At 75.7% G+C, this 17,873-nt stretch carries 16 protein-coding genes; 8 read left to right on the plus strand and 8 right to left on the minus strand.

The genetic code is table 11. The features are described 5' to 3' along the window. The first annotated feature begins 17 nt into the window (after positions 1 to 17). Together AB0947_RS16045 and AB0947_RS16050 are read left to right on the plus strand one after the other, a co-directional pair. Positions 18 to 701 (plus strand): peptidoglycan-binding domain-containing protein, encoded by a 684-nt coding sequence (locus tag AB0947_RS16045; RefSeq protein WP_366750954.1) that lies wholly within the window; start codon positions 18 to 20, stop codon positions 699 to 701. A 78-nt stretch (positions 702 to 779) separates the two neighbouring features. Then, entirely contained in the window at positions 780 to 1,298 is a 519-nt protein-coding gene (locus AB0947_RS16050; protein ID WP_366750955.1) for a flavin reductase family protein, read from the plus strand. Between the two features lie 29 nt (positions 1,299 to 1,327). Here the strand turns inward: AB0947_RS16050 and AB0947_RS16055 are convergent, their stop codons facing one another. The 5 genes from AB0947_RS16055 to AB0947_RS16075 form a co-directional block, all read right to left on the minus strand. Next, positions 1,328 to 3,748 carry a SpoIIE family protein phosphatase gene (locus AB0947_RS16055; protein ID WP_366750956.1) on the minus strand — a complete coding sequence of 807 codons (2,421 nt, stop codon included), beginning with the start codon at positions 3,746 to 3,748 and terminating at the stop codon, positions 1,328 to 1,330. A gap of 132 nt (positions 3,749 to 3,880) precedes the next feature. Then, positions 3,881 to 4,261, minus strand: coding sequence for a hypothetical protein (locus AB0947_RS16060; protein WP_366750957.1), 381 nt, complete (start codon positions 4,259 to 4,261; stop codon positions 3,881 to 3,883). Between the two features lie 342 nt (positions 4,262 to 4,603). Beyond that, positions 4,604 to 5,521, minus strand: a complete 918-nt coding sequence (locus AB0947_RS16065) for a MurR/RpiR family transcriptional regulator (RefSeq protein WP_366750958.1) — start codon at positions 5,519 to 5,521, stop codon at positions 4,604 to 4,606. A 78-nt stretch (positions 5,522 to 5,599) separates the two neighbouring features. Further along, on the minus strand, positions 5,600 to 7,327 hold the full coding sequence (locus AB0947_RS16070; RefSeq protein WP_366750959.1) for a phospholipid carrier-dependent glycosyltransferase: 1,728 nt from the start codon (positions 7,325 to 7,327) through the stop codon (positions 5,600 to 5,602). A gap of 301 nt (positions 7,328 to 7,628) precedes the next feature. Next, a complete protein-coding gene (locus AB0947_RS16075) occupies positions 7,629 to 8,279 on the minus strand; it encodes a nucleoside/nucleotide kinase family protein (RefSeq protein ID WP_366750960.1) in 651 nt (216 codons plus the stop codon). 84 nt (positions 8,280 to 8,363) lie between these two features. On the opposite strand from AB0947_RS16075, the gene AB0947_RS16080 reads away from it, so the two are divergent. Together AB0947_RS16080 and AB0947_RS16085 are read left to right on the plus strand one after the other, a co-directional pair. Further along, positions 8,364 to 9,104, plus strand: coding sequence for a beta-phosphoglucomutase family hydrolase (locus AB0947_RS16080; protein ID WP_366750961.1), 741 nt, complete (start codon positions 8,364 to 8,366; stop codon positions 9,102 to 9,104). Further along, positions 9,101 to 11,476: a glycosyl hydrolase family 65 protein gene (locus AB0947_RS16085; protein ID WP_366750962.1), complete on the plus strand. Its 2,376-nt coding sequence runs from the start codon at positions 9,101 to 9,103 to the stop codon at positions 11,474 to 11,476. The genes AB0947_RS16080 and AB0947_RS16085 overlap by 4 nt, the downstream gene beginning before the upstream one ends. A 297-nt stretch (positions 11,477 to 11,773) precedes the next feature. On the opposite strand, the gene AB0947_RS16090 is transcribed toward AB0947_RS16085, so the two are convergent. Next, complete coding sequence (locus AB0947_RS16090; RefSeq protein WP_366750963.1) at positions 11,774 to 12,667, minus strand: M56 family metallopeptidase; 894 nt, start codon at positions 12,665 to 12,667, stop codon at positions 11,774 to 11,776. 24 nt (positions 12,668 to 12,691) lie between these two features. Beyond that, a complete protein-coding gene (locus AB0947_RS16095) occupies positions 12,692 to 13,075 on the minus strand; it encodes a BlaI/MecI/CopY family transcriptional regulator (RefSeq protein ID WP_366750964.1) in 384 nt (127 codons plus the stop codon). Between the two features lie 173 nt (positions 13,076 to 13,248). Here AB0947_RS16095 and AB0947_RS16100 point away from each other — a divergent pair, with 173 nt between their 5' ends. From AB0947_RS16100 to AB0947_RS16115, 4 genes are all read left to right on the plus strand, one after another. Continuing rightward, positions 13,249 to 14,886, plus strand: coding sequence for a hypothetical protein (locus AB0947_RS16100; RefSeq protein WP_366750965.1), 1,638 nt, complete (start codon positions 13,249 to 13,251; stop codon positions 14,884 to 14,886). After that, entirely contained in the window at positions 14,883 to 15,830 is a 948-nt protein-coding gene (locus AB0947_RS16105) for a lysylphosphatidylglycerol synthase domain-containing protein (RefSeq protein ID WP_366750966.1), read from the plus strand. The genes AB0947_RS16100 and AB0947_RS16105 overlap by 4 nt, the downstream gene beginning before the upstream one ends. Before the next feature lie 73 nt (positions 15,831 to 15,903). Beyond that, on the plus strand, positions 15,904 to 16,758 hold the full coding sequence (prcB, locus tag AB0947_RS16110; RefSeq protein WP_366750967.1) for a proteasome subunit beta: 855 nt from the start codon (positions 15,904 to 15,906) through the stop codon (positions 16,756 to 16,758). Positions 16,759 to 16,897: 139 nt separating this feature from the next. Next, positions 16,898 to 17,386, plus strand: coding sequence for a DUF5709 domain-containing protein (locus tag AB0947_RS16115; RefSeq protein WP_366750968.1), 489 nt, complete (start codon positions 16,898 to 16,900; stop codon positions 17,384 to 17,386). 119 nt (positions 17,387 to 17,505) lie between these two features. Here the strand turns inward: AB0947_RS16115 and AB0947_RS16120 are convergent, their stop codons facing one another. Next, entirely contained in the window at positions 17,506 to 17,712 is a 207-nt protein-coding gene (locus AB0947_RS16120) for a hypothetical protein (RefSeq protein ID WP_171150396.1), read from the minus strand. Between the last annotated feature and the right edge of the window lie 161 nt (positions 17,713 to 17,873).

The raw sequence follows: 17,873 nt of genomic DNA on the forward strand, positions 1-17,873 counted from the left end.
GACGGAAGGAGAGCCAGGTGCCGACACCGCCCGATCCCGGACAGCCGCCGCCCGGACCGGTCCCGGAGCCCGTCCGGGTGGTGCGCCTGCGCCGCTTCGACGGCCTCGCGGAACTCATGCGGGAGATCCGGCCGCCCGGTCCCGTACACCACGAGGACGACACCCGGGAACTCCCTCCCGTTCCGGCCCTGGTCCCCCGGCCCCCGGGTGTGCCCGGCGCGGGCCCGCGCCGGGCCGCCGTGGCCGCGGCCGTCGCGGCGGCGGCCCTCGCCGGCTTCGGCTGCGCGCTGCTCCTGCCAGGCCGTCAGCAGGCCGCCGCGACCGCCCGCCCGGCGCCCGCGGTCACCACCGCACCACCGGCCACCGCACCACCGGCCACGGCACCCGGCGGCCCGTCGGCCCCGGCCCCCACCGCGCCGGCCGGATCCACGGCCCCCGCCACCGCGCCCGACCCCGACGGCCCCAGCACCCTCCGCCAGGGCGACACCGGACCCGAGGTCGCCGAACTGCAGCGACGCCTGCTGCGCGTCCCGGACGTCTACCGCGACGGCTCCATCAGCGGCACCTACGACTCCGCCCTCACCGAGGCCGTGGCCCGCTTCCAGCTCTGGTACGGCATCAGCGGCGACGAGACGGGCGTCTACGGGAACGACACGCGCCGCGTGCTGGAGTCCCGCACCGACTCCGATGACGATTCATGAGCGGCGCACCGGGCACACGAGGACCACCGACGGCCCGCGCGGGCCGGCGGCGGACGACGGCGGACGGGAGCGAGCGGGATGGCGGACGAGAGCGGCACGCGGGGCCGGCAGGAGCGGCCGGACCTGGACGGCTTCTTCGACCGGCTGGACCCGGACATGTGCGTGGTGACCGCCGCGGCGAGCGGCAGGCGCGCCGGCTGCCTGGTCGGCTTCGCCTCGCAGTGCTCCATCCGGCCGCCCCGGTTCACCGTGTGGCTGTCCAAGGTCAACCACACCTACCGGGTCGCCCGGGACGCGCGGTTCCTCGCCGTCCATCTGCTCACCCGCGACCAGCGGGACCTGGCGGAACTCCTCGGCGGCGAGACGGGCGACGAGGTCGACAAGTTCGCGCGGCTCACCTGGCGGGAGGGGCCCGGCGGCACCCCCGTCCTGGAGGACACGGCGGCCTGGTTCGTCGGTGCCGTCCTGCGGCGCACCGATGGCGGCGACCACGTCGGCTTCCTGCTCGACCCCGTCGAGTCGGGCGAGGGCCGCGACGGTTCCCTGCTGCGCCTCTCCGACGCCGTCACCATCGACGCCGGCCACCCCGCGGACTGAGCGCGGCCACCGTGAGGAGTGCGGCGCCGTCAGCCCACCGCCTCCTCCGCCGCGTCCTGCACGCCCTCCAGGGGCATCCGGATGTCGAGCACGCAGACGTCGTCGCGCCGCTCGTCCGCCAGCATCGTCGCGAGCAGCGCGTCCAGGGAGCCGGACTCGCCGCTGCCGTGGGCGCGCACCGCCTCGGCCAGCCGGGCGAAGCCCGCGTCCAGGCCCTCGCCGGGGCGTTCGACCAGGCCGTCGGTGTAGAGCAGCAGCCGGTCGCCGGGTTCCAGCCGCAGCTCCCGCGACTCGTAGGCGGGGGCGGCCGTCGCGCCGAGCAGCATGCCGCCGGGCCGTTCGAGGAAGCGGACCTCGCCCCGGCGCACCAGCAGCGGCGGCGGGTGCCCCGCCTGCGCCCAGGCGAGGACCTGCCGTTCGGGGTCGTAGCGGGCGAGGACCATGGTGGCGGTGATCTGGCTGTCGCGGGAGTGCAGCAGCAGCTGGTTGAGCCGCGCCAGCGCCCCGGTGAGCGAGGAGCCGGTGCTGACCATGCCCTTCGCGGTGAACCTGAGCTGGGCCATGGTGGCCACGGCGTCGATGCCGTGGCCCGCCACGTCGCCGACCACGAACAGCGCGTCGTAGTCGGGCAGTTCGATGGCGCTGAACCAGTCGCCGCCGACGTGGATGCCGGCCTGCGCGGGCAGGTAGGCGACCTCGACGCGCAGCCCGGCCAGCAGCACCGGCTTGCTGGGCAGCGGCAGCAGGGCGTGCTGGAGCCGGGCCGCCAGCGCCCGTTCGGCCTGGAGGATGCCACGCTGGAGCAGCATCGCGCGCTCGCTCTCCACCAGCGCGAGTTCCGCGCTGCGCTGCGCGGTGAGGTTCTGGACGAAGCCGTGCACCTCGACCGGGGTGCCGTCGGGCGCCGTGACGGCCTCGGCGACCATCCGCAGATGCCGGACCCCCTCGGGCGTCTCGACGCGGAACGGCACGTCGAACGGCCGGCTGTGGGAGACGAGTTCGGCGATCGCGTGGGCCAGCGGCCCGGTGTCCTCGGGCAGGACCAGGTCGGGCAGCTCCTCCAGCCGGACCGGGCGCTGCCCGGGGCGCAGACCGAGCACGGCGTACGTCTGCGTGGCCCAGGAGATCTCCTGGGTGACCAGGTTCCAGTTCGCCCAGCCCAGGTTGCCGAGCCGCTGCACGTCGGCAAGGCGCTGCTCCTGGCGCTCCACCGGGTCGTGCCGCAGCCAGGTCACCACCAGGCGCTCGCCCAGCGGAGCGGCCCGCACGGTGTAGGTGGCGGTGACGGGCACCTCGCCCACCACGTCCTGGTAGGCGAACGGCTCGCCCTCGAAGGGCACCTTGGTCTCCAGGGCCCGCAGGTAGCCCCGCCACAGCGGTTCGCCCGCGACCGAGGGGTAGCTCTCCAGGACACGGCTGCCGACCATGGCCCGGCCGGTGCGGCCGAACACGTCGACCGCCTCCGGCGTCGCGGCGTCGATGAGGTAGTCCTCCACCTCGCCGGAGGGAGCGCGCAGCGGGGTCAGCAGGATCGCCGCGCCCGGCAGCGCGTCGAAGACCGCCTGCACGGTCTGGGAGACGTCCGCGGGCGCGCCGGCGCGCGGGCTGTCGAAGGCTCGCAGCCGGCCCGCGCACAGCCGGGCCACGGCCCGCAGCAGTTCCCGCTCGCGGTCCGTGAACGGCTCGCCGTGCCGGCGCAGCACCCCGAGGGCGACGCAGGCGGCGTCCCCGGCCGGCACCGGCAGCCAGGCCCGGGTGGGCCACTGCTCCGGGGGATCCCCGATGAGCAGGTACCGGGTGCGGTCCCGGGCGATGTCCTCCAGCCAGCGCGGTTCCCCGGACCCCAGGGCGTCCAGCGCGGCCACCCTGGTCACCGGGGGGAGCTGGCGCCACTGGGCGGCGAGGGCGGGGTCGAGGCCGGCGTACCCGATCAGTCCGAGCCCGCCCTCGGGAAGCCGCTCGTACAGCATCACCGCGTCGGCGCCCGCCTCGGACGCGAGGTGGTCCATGAGGCAGCCGGCCAGCTCGTGCGGTGAGCCGACCCGGAGCAGGTCGCGGCCGATGTGGCCCAGGACGTCGGTCAGGTCGGTGGTGCCGGCGGGCACGCCCTCCCAGGAGCGCACGGCGGTGGCCGCGGCGGGGGGCGTGGCGGACTGCTGCCGGGGCTGCAGGGCTCCGAGGGTGAGCCAGCACTGTTCGAGGAGGGTGCGGTTGCCGTCCTTGGCGCGCTGGACCAGCTCCTGGTGGGCGGCGTCCGGGGTGCAGGAAGTGATGGCCATCAGCGCGCCCTTGGCCCGCTCCAGGACCGCGGAGGTGGCGGCGAGGTCCCGCAGCCGTTCCATCTCGGCGCGCTGCCGGGCCACGACTTTGGCCAGCGCGGCGAGGTCGGCGCCGGTTCCGCGGTCCGCCGGGGGCAGGGGCTCGCTCGTCACGCGATGAGCATTGCACATCCGGGCCCGCTCGATCACTCGTCTGCCGGGTCGGGATGCACACGACCGGTGGACAGCAGGGGCGGCCCGGGAGGCGGCGCGGCGAGACGGCGGAAGAAGCGGTGAGGGGCGTGGGGGAGCGGCCCGGCCAGGTCAGCGGGCCGTGCCGCGGGTGGCCAGGGCCTCGCTGACCGCGCGCACGCTGCGGGCGATGTGCTGCAACTGCAGCACTTCCGCCGCGTACAGCTTGATCGTGTGCTCGATCACCGATTCGGGCAGTCCGAGCACGGGCAGCTCGGCCCGCGCGGTCTGCAGGGCGGTGCGCGCGACCCGGATCTCCTGCTGCACCTGGATCTGCGCGTGCCGGGCCAGCAGGACCGGGTACCGGATGAGCGCCGGGTAGCTGGCGTAGCGCGCGGGGATCAGCTCCCGCAGCCACTTGGCGGCCGAGCGCTCCCAGTCGTACGAGCCCGGCGTCTTGACCTGACAGGGCCAGTCTCGACTGATGCGCGTGCTGGTCAGGGTCATGTCCATCGCTTCCGGTGGTGCGGTGTCGGAGGGTGGCCGACGGGTTCGGGGCGGCCCCGGTCCAGGGGATGACCGGGGCCGCCACGGGCGCGTCGCGCAGACGGCGCGCCCCGGTGCACCCCGGGCGCCGACGTGGGTAGGGGACGCGGCGCGGGGTGTCCGTGCGCGGGCCCCGGACGAGCGGGGGAGCCCGCCGAGCAGTATTTATATATGCCGACCCGTTTTCAAGACGTATGAAAACATTCATGCGCGTTATGCGGTGAATCATCCCCGTCCACGGCACGGACGACCGCAAGATCTTCACGGATGCCCGCAACGGGCGGAAGGAGCGGCCGGACCGGCCCCGGCTCAGTCCCTCAGGAAGAACTGGTGCTGCTCGGAGAGCTGTTCGTACTTCTCCAGCCGGGCCTGGGTGCGCTCCGGATCGGCGTCGGTCATGGCCTGCAGCAGCGCCGCGGCCAGCACCCCGGGCGCCGCGTAGGAGTCGAACACCAGCCGGGAGCCGGTGCCGGTCGCGAAGGTGACGTCGGCCTCGTCGGCCAGCGGCCCCAGCGCCAGGTCCGTCACCAGGGCGACCTTCAGGCCCGCGCCGCGCGCCACCCGGACGGCGTGCAGCGTCTCCTGGGAGTGCCGGGGCATGGCGAAGGCCAGCACCCAGCCGCCGCCGGCCTCGCGGGCCTGCAGCAGCGCGTCGTAGGCCACGCTGCCGCCGCGGGTCACCAGCCGCACGTCCGGGTGGATACGGCGGGCCGCGTAGCCGAAGTACTCGGCGAGCGACACCGAGATGCGCAGGCCCAGCACGGTCAGCGGGGTGGAGCGGGACAGCTCGCGGCCGACGTGGATGACCCGGTCGGGGTCGGCGAAGTCCCGCCGCAGGTTCTCCAGGTTCTCGATCTCGGCGTCGACGGCCGCCTGCAGCTCGTTGGCCCGGTTCTCCTCGCCGGGACCCCCGGCGAGGCTGCTCAGCGCGATCGACTGGAGCTTCTCGCGCAGCGCCGGATAGCCGCTGAAGCCGACGGCGGCGGCGAACCGGGTGACGGAGGGCTGGCTGACCCCGACCCGGTCCGCGAGCTCGGTGATCGACAGGAACGCGGCCTCGGTGATGTGCTCGATCAGGTACTGGGCGATGCGCCGCTGCCCCGGTGACAGACGCGGGCCGTCGAACAGCTCCCTGAGCCGGGAGGTCGGAGCGGCCTCGGCCGCGGGCACCGTCCTGCCCGACGTGATCGCTGATGCCTGTGCGCGTGCCTGCTGCGGCGAGGGCACCGGTCGGCCTCCTTTGTCTGCCACGAGGACTCAACATAGCTCACTGCCCGTAGCGACCAGGGGGTTGAGACACCGGGCTCACCGCCGGTACAGGCCGATGGAATGGCCCACTTCGCCGACCGGCCGGCTGCTCGCCAGCAGCCGCGCGAGCCGGCCGCGCGCCTTGGCGGCGGCGGAGTCCGACACCACCAGCAGCCCGTGCACCCGCTCCGGCGGCACCGTGCGCGGATCGGCGGCTTCGATGCCGTAGTACGACGGGACGCCGCTGCCCTTGTACACCAGCCACACCCGCCGGCCCGGGTACCGCTCCCGCAGCCGGTCGGCGAGCCGTCCCAGGTCCTGGCCCCAGTCGACGTTCGAGTCGTGCAGCAGCCGGTGGGTGCGCTCCGGACCGCCGAACGCCTCGTTGGCGTACGGCAGGTAGTACGGGAACGTCCGCAGCGAGCTCACCGCCACCCACAGCACCAGGGCGCCGGTCAGGAGCCCGCGCCACCGCCACCGGAGGGCCGGCACACAGGCCGCCGCCACCGCGAGGAACACCGGCACGGACAGCGCGTACCGGGTGCCGAAGTCCCGCGACCCCGTCATCGCCGCCGCGAGCAGCACCACGGGCGGCACCAGCAGGTACGGCGCGGCCGGACGCAGCCGCCGTACCGCCACGACCGCGACCGCACCGGCCGCGCCCAGCGCCAGCAGCCCGAGCGGGGTCTTCACCAGCAGCGCGGCCGGCAGGTAGTACCAGAGCGAGCCGGTGTACAGGTGCCCGAACAGGTACCCCTGCCAGGGCTGCTGCTCCAGCCCGAACTGCACCCGCATCCCCGCCCGGTACGCCGGCGGCACCGGCAGCAGCTCCACCAGCCGCGCCCGCGCCCCGTGCACACCCGGCACCGGCCCGGCCGGTGCGAACCGCAGCCGGGGGTCGACGACGAGGTACGCGGCCCACACGACGGCGAGGGCCACGACCACGACGACGACGGCGGCGACCACCGCCGACACCGCCGGACGCCGCGCCCCGAGCCAGGGCGCGGGCCACCGCCGCGGGGCCGGGGCGGACCGGTGGGCGGCGAGGGCGGACACCGCCGCCAGCGCCATCAGCACCGGTACCGCGGGCAGGGCGCTCATCCTGGTCGCCGCGGCCGCGCCCAGCGCCGCCCCCGCGAGCGGCAGGTACAGGACGGGGCGGCGCCGGGCCCGCCACACCAGCCAGGCAGCGGTCAGGACGGCTCCGGCCGCCGGCAGGTCCAGCGTGGCCAGGGAACCGTGCGCGATCACGTCGGGCGAGAACGCGTACAGGGCGAGCGCGACCAGGCCGCCCGCCGTACCCGTCAGGTCCCGGGCGAAGGCGGCCACCACCAGCCCGCACAGCAGCGTCACCGCGATCACCGGCAGCCGCGCCCACAGCATCAGCCGCCAGGGATCGTTGCCCGACGCGTACAGCAGGTGCCGGCCCACCTGCCCCTGGTCGCCGGGGTACGACGGGTCGTAGCGCGGGTCCGCCACCGCCACCCCGGCCGCGATCAGCAGCTTTCCGAGCGGCGGGTGCTCGGGGTTGTAGCGCAGCCGGTGCTCGCGCAGATAGTCGGTGGCCGTGGCGACGTACACCGGCTCGTCGATGGTGGGGGTCTGCCGCACCGCCGTGGTGACCATCGCCGCGGCCATCTGCCCGAGGAGCAGGACGACCAGCACCGGCGGCAGCCACCGCCGGTGCCGGCGCAGCCGGGCCCACCGCCCCGACGGGTCCTGTCGTGCCGGGACCGCGGCGGGGGCGGCGGGGGTGAGGACCGGGTGCTGTTCGCGCGCCATCATCCGTCCCGCGGCGGAAGGGGCCGGGCGGCGGCGGGCGGGCCGCTGGGCCCGGTCACCGCCCCGCCCGCCGTCCCGCCGCCCCCGCGGCCCTCACCGCCGCACGAGTCACACCGGCAGACCTTCTGCCGTGTACACGGGTACGGCCCGCAGCCGCCCGGGGTTCACCCCGGCCCGCCACATCCCTGTGCCTGCCGGCACCGGCCTGCGGGAGCGGCCCCGCCGACGAGCGAGGAAGAACGGGCCCGTGACCGGCACCCGTCCGGGTCCGGTCGGCACGGCACCGCAGGCCGGTGCCGGGACGTCAGCTCACGGCGAGCAGCACACCGGCCGGCACCACCAGGTCCGCCCACTGCCGTGTCGTCGCCACCAGCTCGGCGTTGCGCTGGTCCGAGCCGCGCACCCAGGCCACGGCCGCCTCGTGCTCCTTGCCGAACTCCTCGTGGCGGGCGACCAGCCGGCGGATCCGCTCCTCCTCGGCGATCTCGCAGAACCACACCTCGTCCAGGCACGGCCCCACCCGCGCCCACGAACCCTCCCGCAGCAGCAGGTAGTTCCCCTCGGTCACCACCAGCCGGGCCCCCGGCGGCACCGGGATCGCGCCCGCGAGCGGCTGCTCCAGCACCCGCTCGAACCCCGGCGCGTACACCACCTCGCCGTTCTCCTCGCGCAGCCGCCGCAGCAGCGCCGCGTACCCGGCCGCGTCGAAGGTGTCCGGAGCGCCCTTGCGGTCCCGGCGGCCCAGCCGGTCCAGTTCGGCGTCCGCGAGGTGGAAACCGTCCATCGGCACGTGCGCCGCCCACGGCGGGCCGTCGCCGTTCAGCGCGCCCACCAGGCGCTCGGCCAGTGTCGTCTTGCCCGAACCGGGACTGCCCGCGATGCCGAGCAGGGCACGCCGGCCGTCCCGGGGCAGGGCGCGGGCACGGGCGATGAGATCGTCGAAGGTCAGCGGCACACGGAGAGTGTGGCATCCCCCGCCCGCCGGGAGTGTGGCGTGCGCCACTCACTGGACGGCCGCTTCGCGGGGAACAGTCCGGATATGACTCAGCTCGGTCTGCCCGACACCATCCAGGCCTGCCTCTTCGACCTCGACGGGGTCGTCACCAAGACCGCCGTCGTGCACGCGGCGGCCTGGAAGGAGACGTTCGACGCCTTCCTGCGCGACTACGAGGGGGAACAGGGGCGGCCGTTCGACGCCGCCTCCGACTACGACGAGTACGTCGACGGCCGCCCCCGTGCCGACGGCGTCCGCGCCTTCCTCGCCTCACGCGGCATCCACCTCCCCGAAGGCGGCCCGGACGACCCGCCGGACGCCCGCACCGTGCACGGCCTCGGCAACCGCAAGAACGACCTGCTGCTGGAGAAGATCCGCACCGGCGGGGTCGAGGCCTACGAGGGCACCCTGCGGTATCTGGAGGCGGTGCGCGCCGCGGGGCTGCGCACCGCGATCGTCTCCTCCAGCGCCAACTGCCGGGACGTGCTGCGCGCGGTCGGCGCCGAGCACTTCTTCGACGTACGGATCGACGGCGTGGTCGCGGCCGAGCGGAACCTGCCGGGCAAGCCGCACCCCGACACCTTCCTCGCCGCCGCCCGGGACCTCGGCGTCGAGGCGTCCCGCGCGGCCGTCTTCGAGGACGCGCTGGCCGGCATGGACGCCGGGCGCGCGGGCGGCTTCGGCCATGTCGTGGGCGTCGACCGGGTGGGCCAGACCGACGCGCTGTACGCGCACGGCGCCGACATCGTCGTCAAGGACCTGGCCGAACTGGGAGGCAAGCAGTGATCACCGACCGCTCCTACGGCGTCGAACCGTGGACCGTCCGGGAGACCGCCCTCGACCTCGACGTCCTCGCCCAGAGCGAGTCGGTGTTCGCCCTGTCCAACGGGCACGTCGGCTGGCGCGGCAACCTCGACGAGGGCGAACCGCACGGCCTGCCCGGCAGCTACCTCAACGGCGTCCACGAGGTGCACCCGCTGCCGTACGCGGAGGCCGGCTACGGCTACCCGGAGTCCGGGCAGACCGTCATCAACGTGACCAACGGCAAGGTCATCCGGCTGCTGGTGGACGACGAGCCGTTCGACCTGCGCTACGGCCGGCTCGTCGCCCACGAACGCGTCCTGGACCTGCGCCGCGGGGTGCTGGAGCGGACCTGCGAGTGGACCTCCCCGGCCGGCTCCACGGTCCGGGTGCGCTCCACCCGGCTGGTCTCGCTCACGCAGCGGGCCGTGGCCGCCGTGGCGTACGAGGTGGAGGCCGTCGGCAGCCGCAGCCGGGTGGTGATCCAGTCCGAGCTGGTCGCCAACGAGAGCCTGCCCGACCCCGACGGCGACCCGCGTGCGGCGAAGGCGCTGAAGTCCCCGCTGGAGCAGGAGGACGGCTTCGCCTCCGGCAACCGGCTGCGGCTGGTGCACCGCACCCGGCGCAGCGGTCTCAGGGTCGCCGTGGCCGCCGACCACGTCGTCACCGGACCCGAACGCACCACCAGCCGCAGCGAGAGCGGCATCGACGTGGCCCGGCTGACCGTCACCTCGGTGCTGGAGCCCGGACAGACCCTGCGGGTGGAGAAGCTGGTCGCCCACGGCTGGTCCGGCACCCGGTCGCTGCCCGCGATGGCCGACCAGGTCGACGCCGCGCTCGCCGCCGCCGGGCACGACGGCTGGCAGGGCCTGCTCGAGGACCAGCGGGCCTGGCTCGATGACTTCTGGGCCCGCGCCGACGTCGAGGTGGAAGGCGACGAGGAGATCCAGCAGGCCGTCCGGTTCGCGCTGTTCCACGTCCTCCAGGCCGGCGCCCGCGCCGAGCAGCGCGCCATCCCCGCCAAGGGGCTCACCGGCTCCGGCTACGACGGGCACGCCTTCTGGGACACCGAGATGTTCGTGCTGCCCGTGCTCACCCACACCGCGCCCGGCGCCGTCGCCGAGGCGCTGCGCTGGCGGTACAACACCCTGGACGAGGCCCGCGAACGCGCAGCCCAACTCGGGCTCGCCGGCGCCGCGTTCCCCTGGCGGACCATCGCCGGGCCGGAGGGCTCCGCGTACTGGCCGGCCGGCACCGCGGCCTTCCACGTCAACGCCGGCATAGCCGACGCCGTCGTCCGGTACGTCCAGGCCACCGGCGACACCGCCTTCGAGCGGGAGACCGGCGTGGAACTGCTGGTGGAGACGGCCCGGCTGTGGCGCTCGCTCGGCCACCACGACATCCACGGCGTCTTCCACCTCGACGGCGTCACCGGCCCCGACGAGTACAGCGCGGTCGCCGACGACAACACCTACACCAACCTGATGGCCCGCCAGAACCTGTTCGCAGCCGCCGACGCCGTCGAACGCCATCCCGACCAGGCGCGGCGGCTCGGGGTGGACGAGGAGGAGAGCGCGGCCTGGCGGGACGCGGCCGACTCCATGCACGTCCCCTACAACCACGAACTCGGGGTCCACGAGCAGCACGCCGGCTTCACCCGCTACCAGCGCTGGGACTTCGAGGGCACCCGCCCCGACCAGTACCCGCTGCTGCTCCACTTCCCCTACTTCGACCTCTACCGCAAGCAGGTCGTCAAACAGGCCGACCTGGTGCTGGCCATGTACACCTGCGGCGACTGGTTCGAGCAGGGGCACGACGAGGAGCAGATCGCCCGGAACTTCGCCTACTACGAGCCGCTGACCGTCCGCGACTCCTCCCTGTCCGCCTGCTGCCAGGCCGTCATCGCCGCCCAGACCGGCCACCTGGACCTCGCCTACGCCTACACCGCCGAGGCCGCGCTGATGGACCTCCAGGACCTGGAGCACAACACGCGGGACGGACTGCACATCGCCTCCCTCGCCGGCACCTGGATGGCCCTGATCGCGGGCTTCGGCGGCATGCGGCACGACGGCCACCGGCTGCGGTTCGCCCCCCGCCTGCCCGAGCGGCTGCGCCGCCTGGCCTTCAACATCCAGTTCCGCGGGCGCCGGCTGCGCGTGGACATCGGCGCGGACAAGGTGACGTACGCGCTCCTCGACGGCCCGCCGCTGACACTCCGCCACCACGGCGAACCGCTCACGGTCAGCACCGACGGCCCGGCCGTCCGCGCGGTACCGCCGGCCCCCCGGCGCCCCACGCCGCGACAGCCGCCGCACCGGGGACCGGGCGGCGGGGAAGGCGGCGCGTTCGGAGGGTGAGCGGCTGCCGGACCGGGCGGGACGGGGTGTCCGTGCGGCGGCCTGGTGGACGGGTCCGGGTGCCGGTGGTGGCCCGGCCCCGTCACCGGTCGGCGGCCGGGTGCCGCCGCGCATACGAAGCGCCACCGTGCCGGGCTCGCGCCCCGGTCGCCGACGGCACCGGCGGTGAGCAGGGCCGGGTGCCGGGTGCCGGGTGCTGCCGTGCGGGGCTCGTGGCCGTCAGCCGAGCGTGCCGGGGTGAGGAGGGCCGCGAAGGTGCCGGCGGCGAGGGGCGCTGCCGTGCCGGGCTCGTGGCCCTCAGTCGAGCGCGCCGGACAGCAGGTGCAGCAGGTCGCCGGTGGCGTCCGCGGCGAGGAGGGCCGGGAGGGTGCCGAGGGCGAGGACGGCCAGGGCCGCGGACGCAAGACGCGGGGGCGGGCTCGTCTGGAGGGCCGCGATCCGGCGGGTGACGGCCCGGTCGGTGAACTGCAGGGCGCACCCCACACGGGACCGGCCCGCGCTGAGCGCGGCGCGGGCCAGTGCCCGCGCGGTCACCCGCCGGTCCCCGACGACGGCCGCCGCCCGCTCGTCGGCCCACCGCTCCACCAGGAAGGCGACCGCCGCGCGCACCGGTTCCAGCAGCGGATCGGCCGCCGCCGCGAGCGTGACCGCCGACACCAGCAGCCCGTGCCGGTGCCTGAGGTGGGCCCGTTCATGGGCGAGGAGCACCTGTCGCTCGGCGGGGCCCAGCGCGCTCAGCATCGCGGAGGTGACCAGGATCCGGCCCGGCCGCCCCGGGATCGCGAACGCGCGCGGCACCTCCGAGGCGGCGACGATCAGCTCGGTGTCCGCCGGCTGCCCCGCGCCGAGCCGCCGTAGCGCGCGCCGCGTGCACCGCTCGGCGCGCACGGCCCGGTGGACGCGCACGGCGACGGTCGCCAGTGCCAGGCAGGCGGCCAGCCCGATCACCATGGGCACCGGGTCGGTCAGCGGGCGCCCGTCCTCGCGGGCCTCGCGGATCACCGGCGGCGCGTCCCCGAGCAGCGCGGCGGCCAGCAGGAGGAGCGACCACGTGGTGGCGGCCGCCGTCAGCACGGCGGCCGAGGCCAGCACGCGCGCGGCCAGCGCCGGCGCGGCCCGCCGGGCGAGCACGGGGGCGACGGCCGACAGCAGCAGCGACAGCACCAGCGGGGCGTACACGTCGAACATCATGCGCCGCACCTCATGAGCCCGGCCTCACGCGCCGTCCCCGGCGAGCAGGTCGCGCAGCGCCCGCTCCTCCTCGGCGCTCAGCCCCGTCACGAACTGCTGGAGCGCGGCGATCGGGTCCGGCCCCCGGTCCAGGGCCTCGTGCATCGCCTGGGCGGTCAGCTCGGCCGCGTTCTTGGCCGGCCGGTACGCGCCGCGCCGACCGTCGGCGTCCCGCAGCACCAGACCCTTGTCGTACAGCCGTTTGAGGATCGTGTGGACCGTGTTGTACGCGAGCCCGCCACCGATCTCGTGCTGGATCTCCGCCGGGGTCAGCGGTCGCTCGGTGGCCCAGAGGGCGGCCAGCACCTCGCTCTCCAGCGCCCCGGCGCTGCGCCGCTCCGCTCTGCCGCGGGACCTTGTGCCAGCCATGTCCCAACCTTACAGCGCGTAGGGCCGTCGGCCGGATGGCCCTGCCTGCGGGCACGAGCAGGGCGTTCGGGTTAGTTTGTCCGTGTTTTCCCCTACTCCCGTCTCCGGCCCTACAGGCCGTAGGGTGGCTGCGGGCCCTACGGGCTGTAGGGGACGGGGACGGAGGGGTGGAGATGGCCGGCAGTGCGCACGCGACAGTCGACGCGGCGAACCGCGAGCACGCGCGCCGCGCGTCCGCCGGCTCCGGGCGCGCGGTCTGGCCGACGGCGGCCGTCGCCGGGGCCTTCACCCTGGCCCAGCTGGTCCTCGTGCGCCCCGGTCTGGGGCTCGGCTGGGACGAGACGGTGTACGTCAGCCAGGTCAGCGGACACGCTCCCGCCTCCTTCTTCAGCGCGCCCCGCGCCCGGGGCGTCTCCCTGCTGGTCGCCCCGGTGGCGGCGTGGTCGTCGTCGACGGCCCTGCTGCGGACCTACCTCGCCCTCCTCTCCGGCCTCGCCCTGTTCCTGGCCCTGCGCGCCTGGCGCGGACTGTTCCCCGTCCGGGTCCTCGCCTTCGGCGGCGCCCTGTTCGCGTCCCTCTGGGTCACCCTGTTCTACGGCCCGCAGGCCATGCCCAACTACTGGGTGGCCGTCGCCGCCCTGGCCGCCGTCGCCTGCTTCCTGCGCGCCCCCACCGACCGGGGCGCGCTGTGGGGGCTGGCGGGGAGCGCGGCGCTGATGGCGTGGATGCGGCCGGTGGACGCGGTCTGGGCGGCCGTGCCGCTGCTCGCGCTCGGCCTGGCCCGCCGCAACCGGCGGGCCCTGCTCGTCCTCCTCGCCGGGCTCGCCGCCGGCGCCGCCGAGTGGGTGGCCGAGGCGTACACGAGCTACGGCGGTCTGGCGCGCCGGCTGTCCGACGGCTCGGCGATCCAGGGCGGCCTGGGCTGGCACCTCGCCGTCGTGGACCAGCTGCGCGCCCTGGGCGGGCGCACGCTGTGCCGGCCGTGCACCGGCGCCCTGCCGCACCCGCTGGTCACGCTCTGGTGGTGCACGCTGCCCGTGCTGGCCGCCCTCGCGCTGGCCGTCGCCCGGCGCGGACGGCGCCCGGCGGCCACGGTGCTGCCGCTGGCCTGTGCGGCGACCGCCGCGTTCCCCTACCTGTTCCTGATCGGCTACGCCGCACCCCGCTTCCTGCTCCCCGCCTACGCCCTCCTCGCGATCCCGGTCGCCGACGCACTGGCACACCTGGCCACGGGCCCCCGCCGGGCCCGGCCCCCGGACCACCGTCCCGCCTCGGGCACCGGCGGCCGGCTTCCGCTCCTGCGCCCGACCGCGCGCCCGGACCGTCGTCCGCCCCAGGACCCGGCCCGCCGACCCGGCGCACCCCCGGCCCTCCGCCCGACCCCCGACCACCTCCCCGCACCCCGCCCGGCCCGGCGGCCCCTGGCCCTCGTGGCGGTCGGTGCCTGCCTCGCCACCCATCTCGCCGTACAGCTCGTGGTCCTGCTGCACGTGGTGGGCGCCGCCACCGCCGCGCATGACGCCTGGGCACGCACCGCGGTCGAGATGCGACGCCGCGGGGTGCGGCCGCCCTGCCTGGTCACCGGGCAGGAGGCCATCCCCGTGGGCTTCGCCGCCGGCTGCGCCTCCGCCGCGACCAGCGGACCCAACGCCAACACGACCGAGGACGGCATCACCCGGACCGCGCGGCGGACGCCGGTCGCCACCCTCGTGCCGGCCGGGTCCGCGCCGCCCCGGTACGCCCGCCACTGGCCCTCCGTACCGGTCGGCGCGGTCCGGCTCTACTACGTCGTACCGGGCGCCGCCTCATGACCTCACCGGCCGGGCTCACCGCCTCCCTCGGCCGCCTGCGCGCCCGCTGGCAGGCGGGCGCCTGTCTCGCCGTACTGCTCACCGCGCTGTACCTGGTCCACCGGCACTGGCCCACGGTCGAGAGCGGCGCCGGCCGGCTGGCCGTGGCCGATCACGGCTGGCTGCTGGTCGGAGCCGTCGCGGCCATCGGCACCTGGGCGGCCTCCGCGCTCGCCCAGCAGGGAGCCGTCGTACCGCGGCTGCCCGGACCCCGGCTGGTCGCCGCCCAGTTCGCCGCATCCGCCGCGAACCACCTGCTGCCCGCGGGGCTCGGCGCGGGCGCGGTGAACCTGCGGTTCCTCACGCGCTGCGGGCTCCCGGCCGGCCGCTCGGCCGGCGCGCTCGCCGTCAAGGCCGCCGCGGGCGCCGCCGTCCGCCTGGCGCTGATCGCGCTGCTCGCCCCGGCCTGCCCCGGACTGCTGCGCCTCCCGCACCTCTCCCCGGCGGCGGTCGCCGTGGCCCTGGGTGTCGTCGCCCTCGCGGCGGCCCCGCTCGCCACCCCGTGGTGGCCGCGCTGCCGACGGGCGCTCGCCGGCGTGGTGGCCGACCTGCGGGCGCTGCACGCCTGCCCGGCCCGCGCCGCCGCCCTATGGGGCGGATCGCTGGCCTTCGCCGGGCTGCACGCACTGGTGCTGATCGCCGTCACCCGCGCCGTCGGCCTGCCGCTCGCGCCGCTCCAGGTGGCCCTGCTGTACCTCGCGGCGAGCAGTGCCGCCGCCCTGCTGCCCTCCCCGGGCGGCCTCGGCTCGCTGGACGCCGCCCTCGGTCTCGCCCTCACCGCCGCCGGGACCCCGGGAGCCGCCGCCGCGTCCGCCGTCCTCGGCTACCGGCTGCTGACCGTGTGGCTGCCGCTGCTCCCCGGCCTGCTGGTGCTCGGGGTGCTGGTGCGCCGCAAGGCCCTGTGAGCACGGGGGAGTTTCCCGCGCGCCGGCTCCAGGTAGGACTCGAGTACCGCCGTGCGGCACTGGAGGGGGAGTCATGCCGGGCAACGACAGCGCGGGCCTGCCGAGCGAGGCCTTCTTCACACCGGGGACGTCGTCCTTCACCGAGTTCCTGACCGCGCACCGCCCCGGGCTGCTGCCCACGGCGCCCCCGTTCCCGCCCGGGGTCCGGGTACCGGCGGACCGCTTCCCGCACGGCACCACCGTGCTCGCGCTCACCTACCGCGACGGCGTGCTGATCGCCGGGGACCGGCGGGCCACGATGGGCAACCTCATCGCCCAGCGCGACCTGGAGAAGGTGCACCCCGCCGACGACCACACGGCCGTCGCCTTCGCCGGCACCGTCGGCCTCGCCCTCGACATGGTGCGGCTCTACCAGGTCGAGCTGACCCACTTCGAGAAGGTCGAGGGCGTCCCGATGACGCTCGGCGCGAAGGCGACCCGTCTCGCGGCCATGATCCGGCAGAACCTCGCCCAGGCCATGCAGGGCCTCGTCGTCGTCCCGCTGCTCGTCGGCTACGACCTCACCGCGCCCGGCGGCGGACGCGGCCGGATCTTCGGCTTCGACGCGGCCGGCGGGCTCTACGAGAAGCGGCACTTCCACGCCGAGGGCAGCGGCTCCCCGTACGCACGGGGCGCCCTGAAGAAGCTGTACCGGCCGGACCTCTCCCGCCGGGAGGCGGCCCTCGCCGCGCTCCAGGCGCTCTACGACGCGGCGGACGACGACTCGGCCACCGGCGGCCCGGACCTGAGCCGCCGGATCTTCCCGGTCGTCTCGGTCATCACCGAGGACGGCTTCGAGCGGCTGCCGCAGACGGAGACGGAGGACCTGAGCCGCGAGACGGTCCGGCAGCGGGCCGGCCGCCCGGACGGCCCGCACGCCTCACCCTGACGGGCCCCGGGCCGTCAAGCGTGGACGGCCGGCCCGGCCGGACACTCCGCCGGCCGATCCGCCCGGGCGCCGGCGGGGTTAATGATCCGGTCACGGGAAACGCGGACCAGGACCGCCCGCGAACCCGGAGGAGGCGACCATGAGCGACCAGCAGTCCGAGCAGACCCCCATGGCGGACGACGTCTACCAGCCCACGGGCAGCAACGAGGAACAGGAGGACGCCGGCCCTCTGGACCTCCAGGACGCGGTCGGCGAGCGCTCCTACGACGACATGCTCGACGAGGGCTACTCCCCGCCCGAGCGGCCCCTCGGCGTCACCAAGCACGGCACCACCGCCGCCGAGCAGCACGAGGGGGAGACCCTGGACGAACGGCTCGGCCAGGAGGTCCCCGACGTGACCCCGCCGGCCGGCGACGAGATCGGCGACCTGCCCGGCGGGGAGGGCGAGCCGGTCGACCCCGAGGCCGGCGCGGCCCGCGCGGGCCGGCTGGTCGCGCCGGACGAGGGCGCCCACGCCGACACCACCAAGGAGGAGATCGCCGAGGACGTCGGCATCGACGCCGGAGCGGCCGGTGCGGAGGAGGCGGCGATGCACGTCGTACCGGACGAGACGCGACTGCCGGAGTGACCGCCGGCGGCGGCGCACCGCGGTGGCCCCGCCGCCTCCGCGCGGCACCCCGCACACAGGACACCGGCCGGGCGCCCGCCCGGCCGGTTCCCCGTTCGTCCCCGTGCTCCCCGGATCGCCTAGGGCAGCAGCTTCTCGATGGCCGCCGTGCCCTCCGACTCCAGCTTGCGACGCGCCCAGTCGAGGGTCTTCGGTGTGACGTCCCTGCCCGCCGCCATCACCAGGTCCTCAGGGGTGACGTCCCTGGCGGGCGCGGAGTGGAGCAGGGCGTCCGGGGTGCAGACGTCGTCCGACGAACGGGACTCTTCGGGTGTGGATGTCGACATGATGCCTCCTCCTCGGTCCGGATGACCGCATCCGTGCCGGTGCCTCTCGAACGGGGCACACTCTCACCATTGCCCTCCCCGGCGCACCCTGCATCCGGAAAGCGCCCCGGGGGCGGGTGAGGACCGCCTGCCCACCCCACGGCGAACCACTCGCCTAAGCT

It is taken from the genome of Streptomyces sp. NPDC047841, assembly GCF_040704085.1.
Classification (GTDB): Bacteria; Actinomycetota; Actinomycetes; order Streptomycetales; family Streptomycetaceae; genus Streptomyces; species Streptomyces argyrophylli.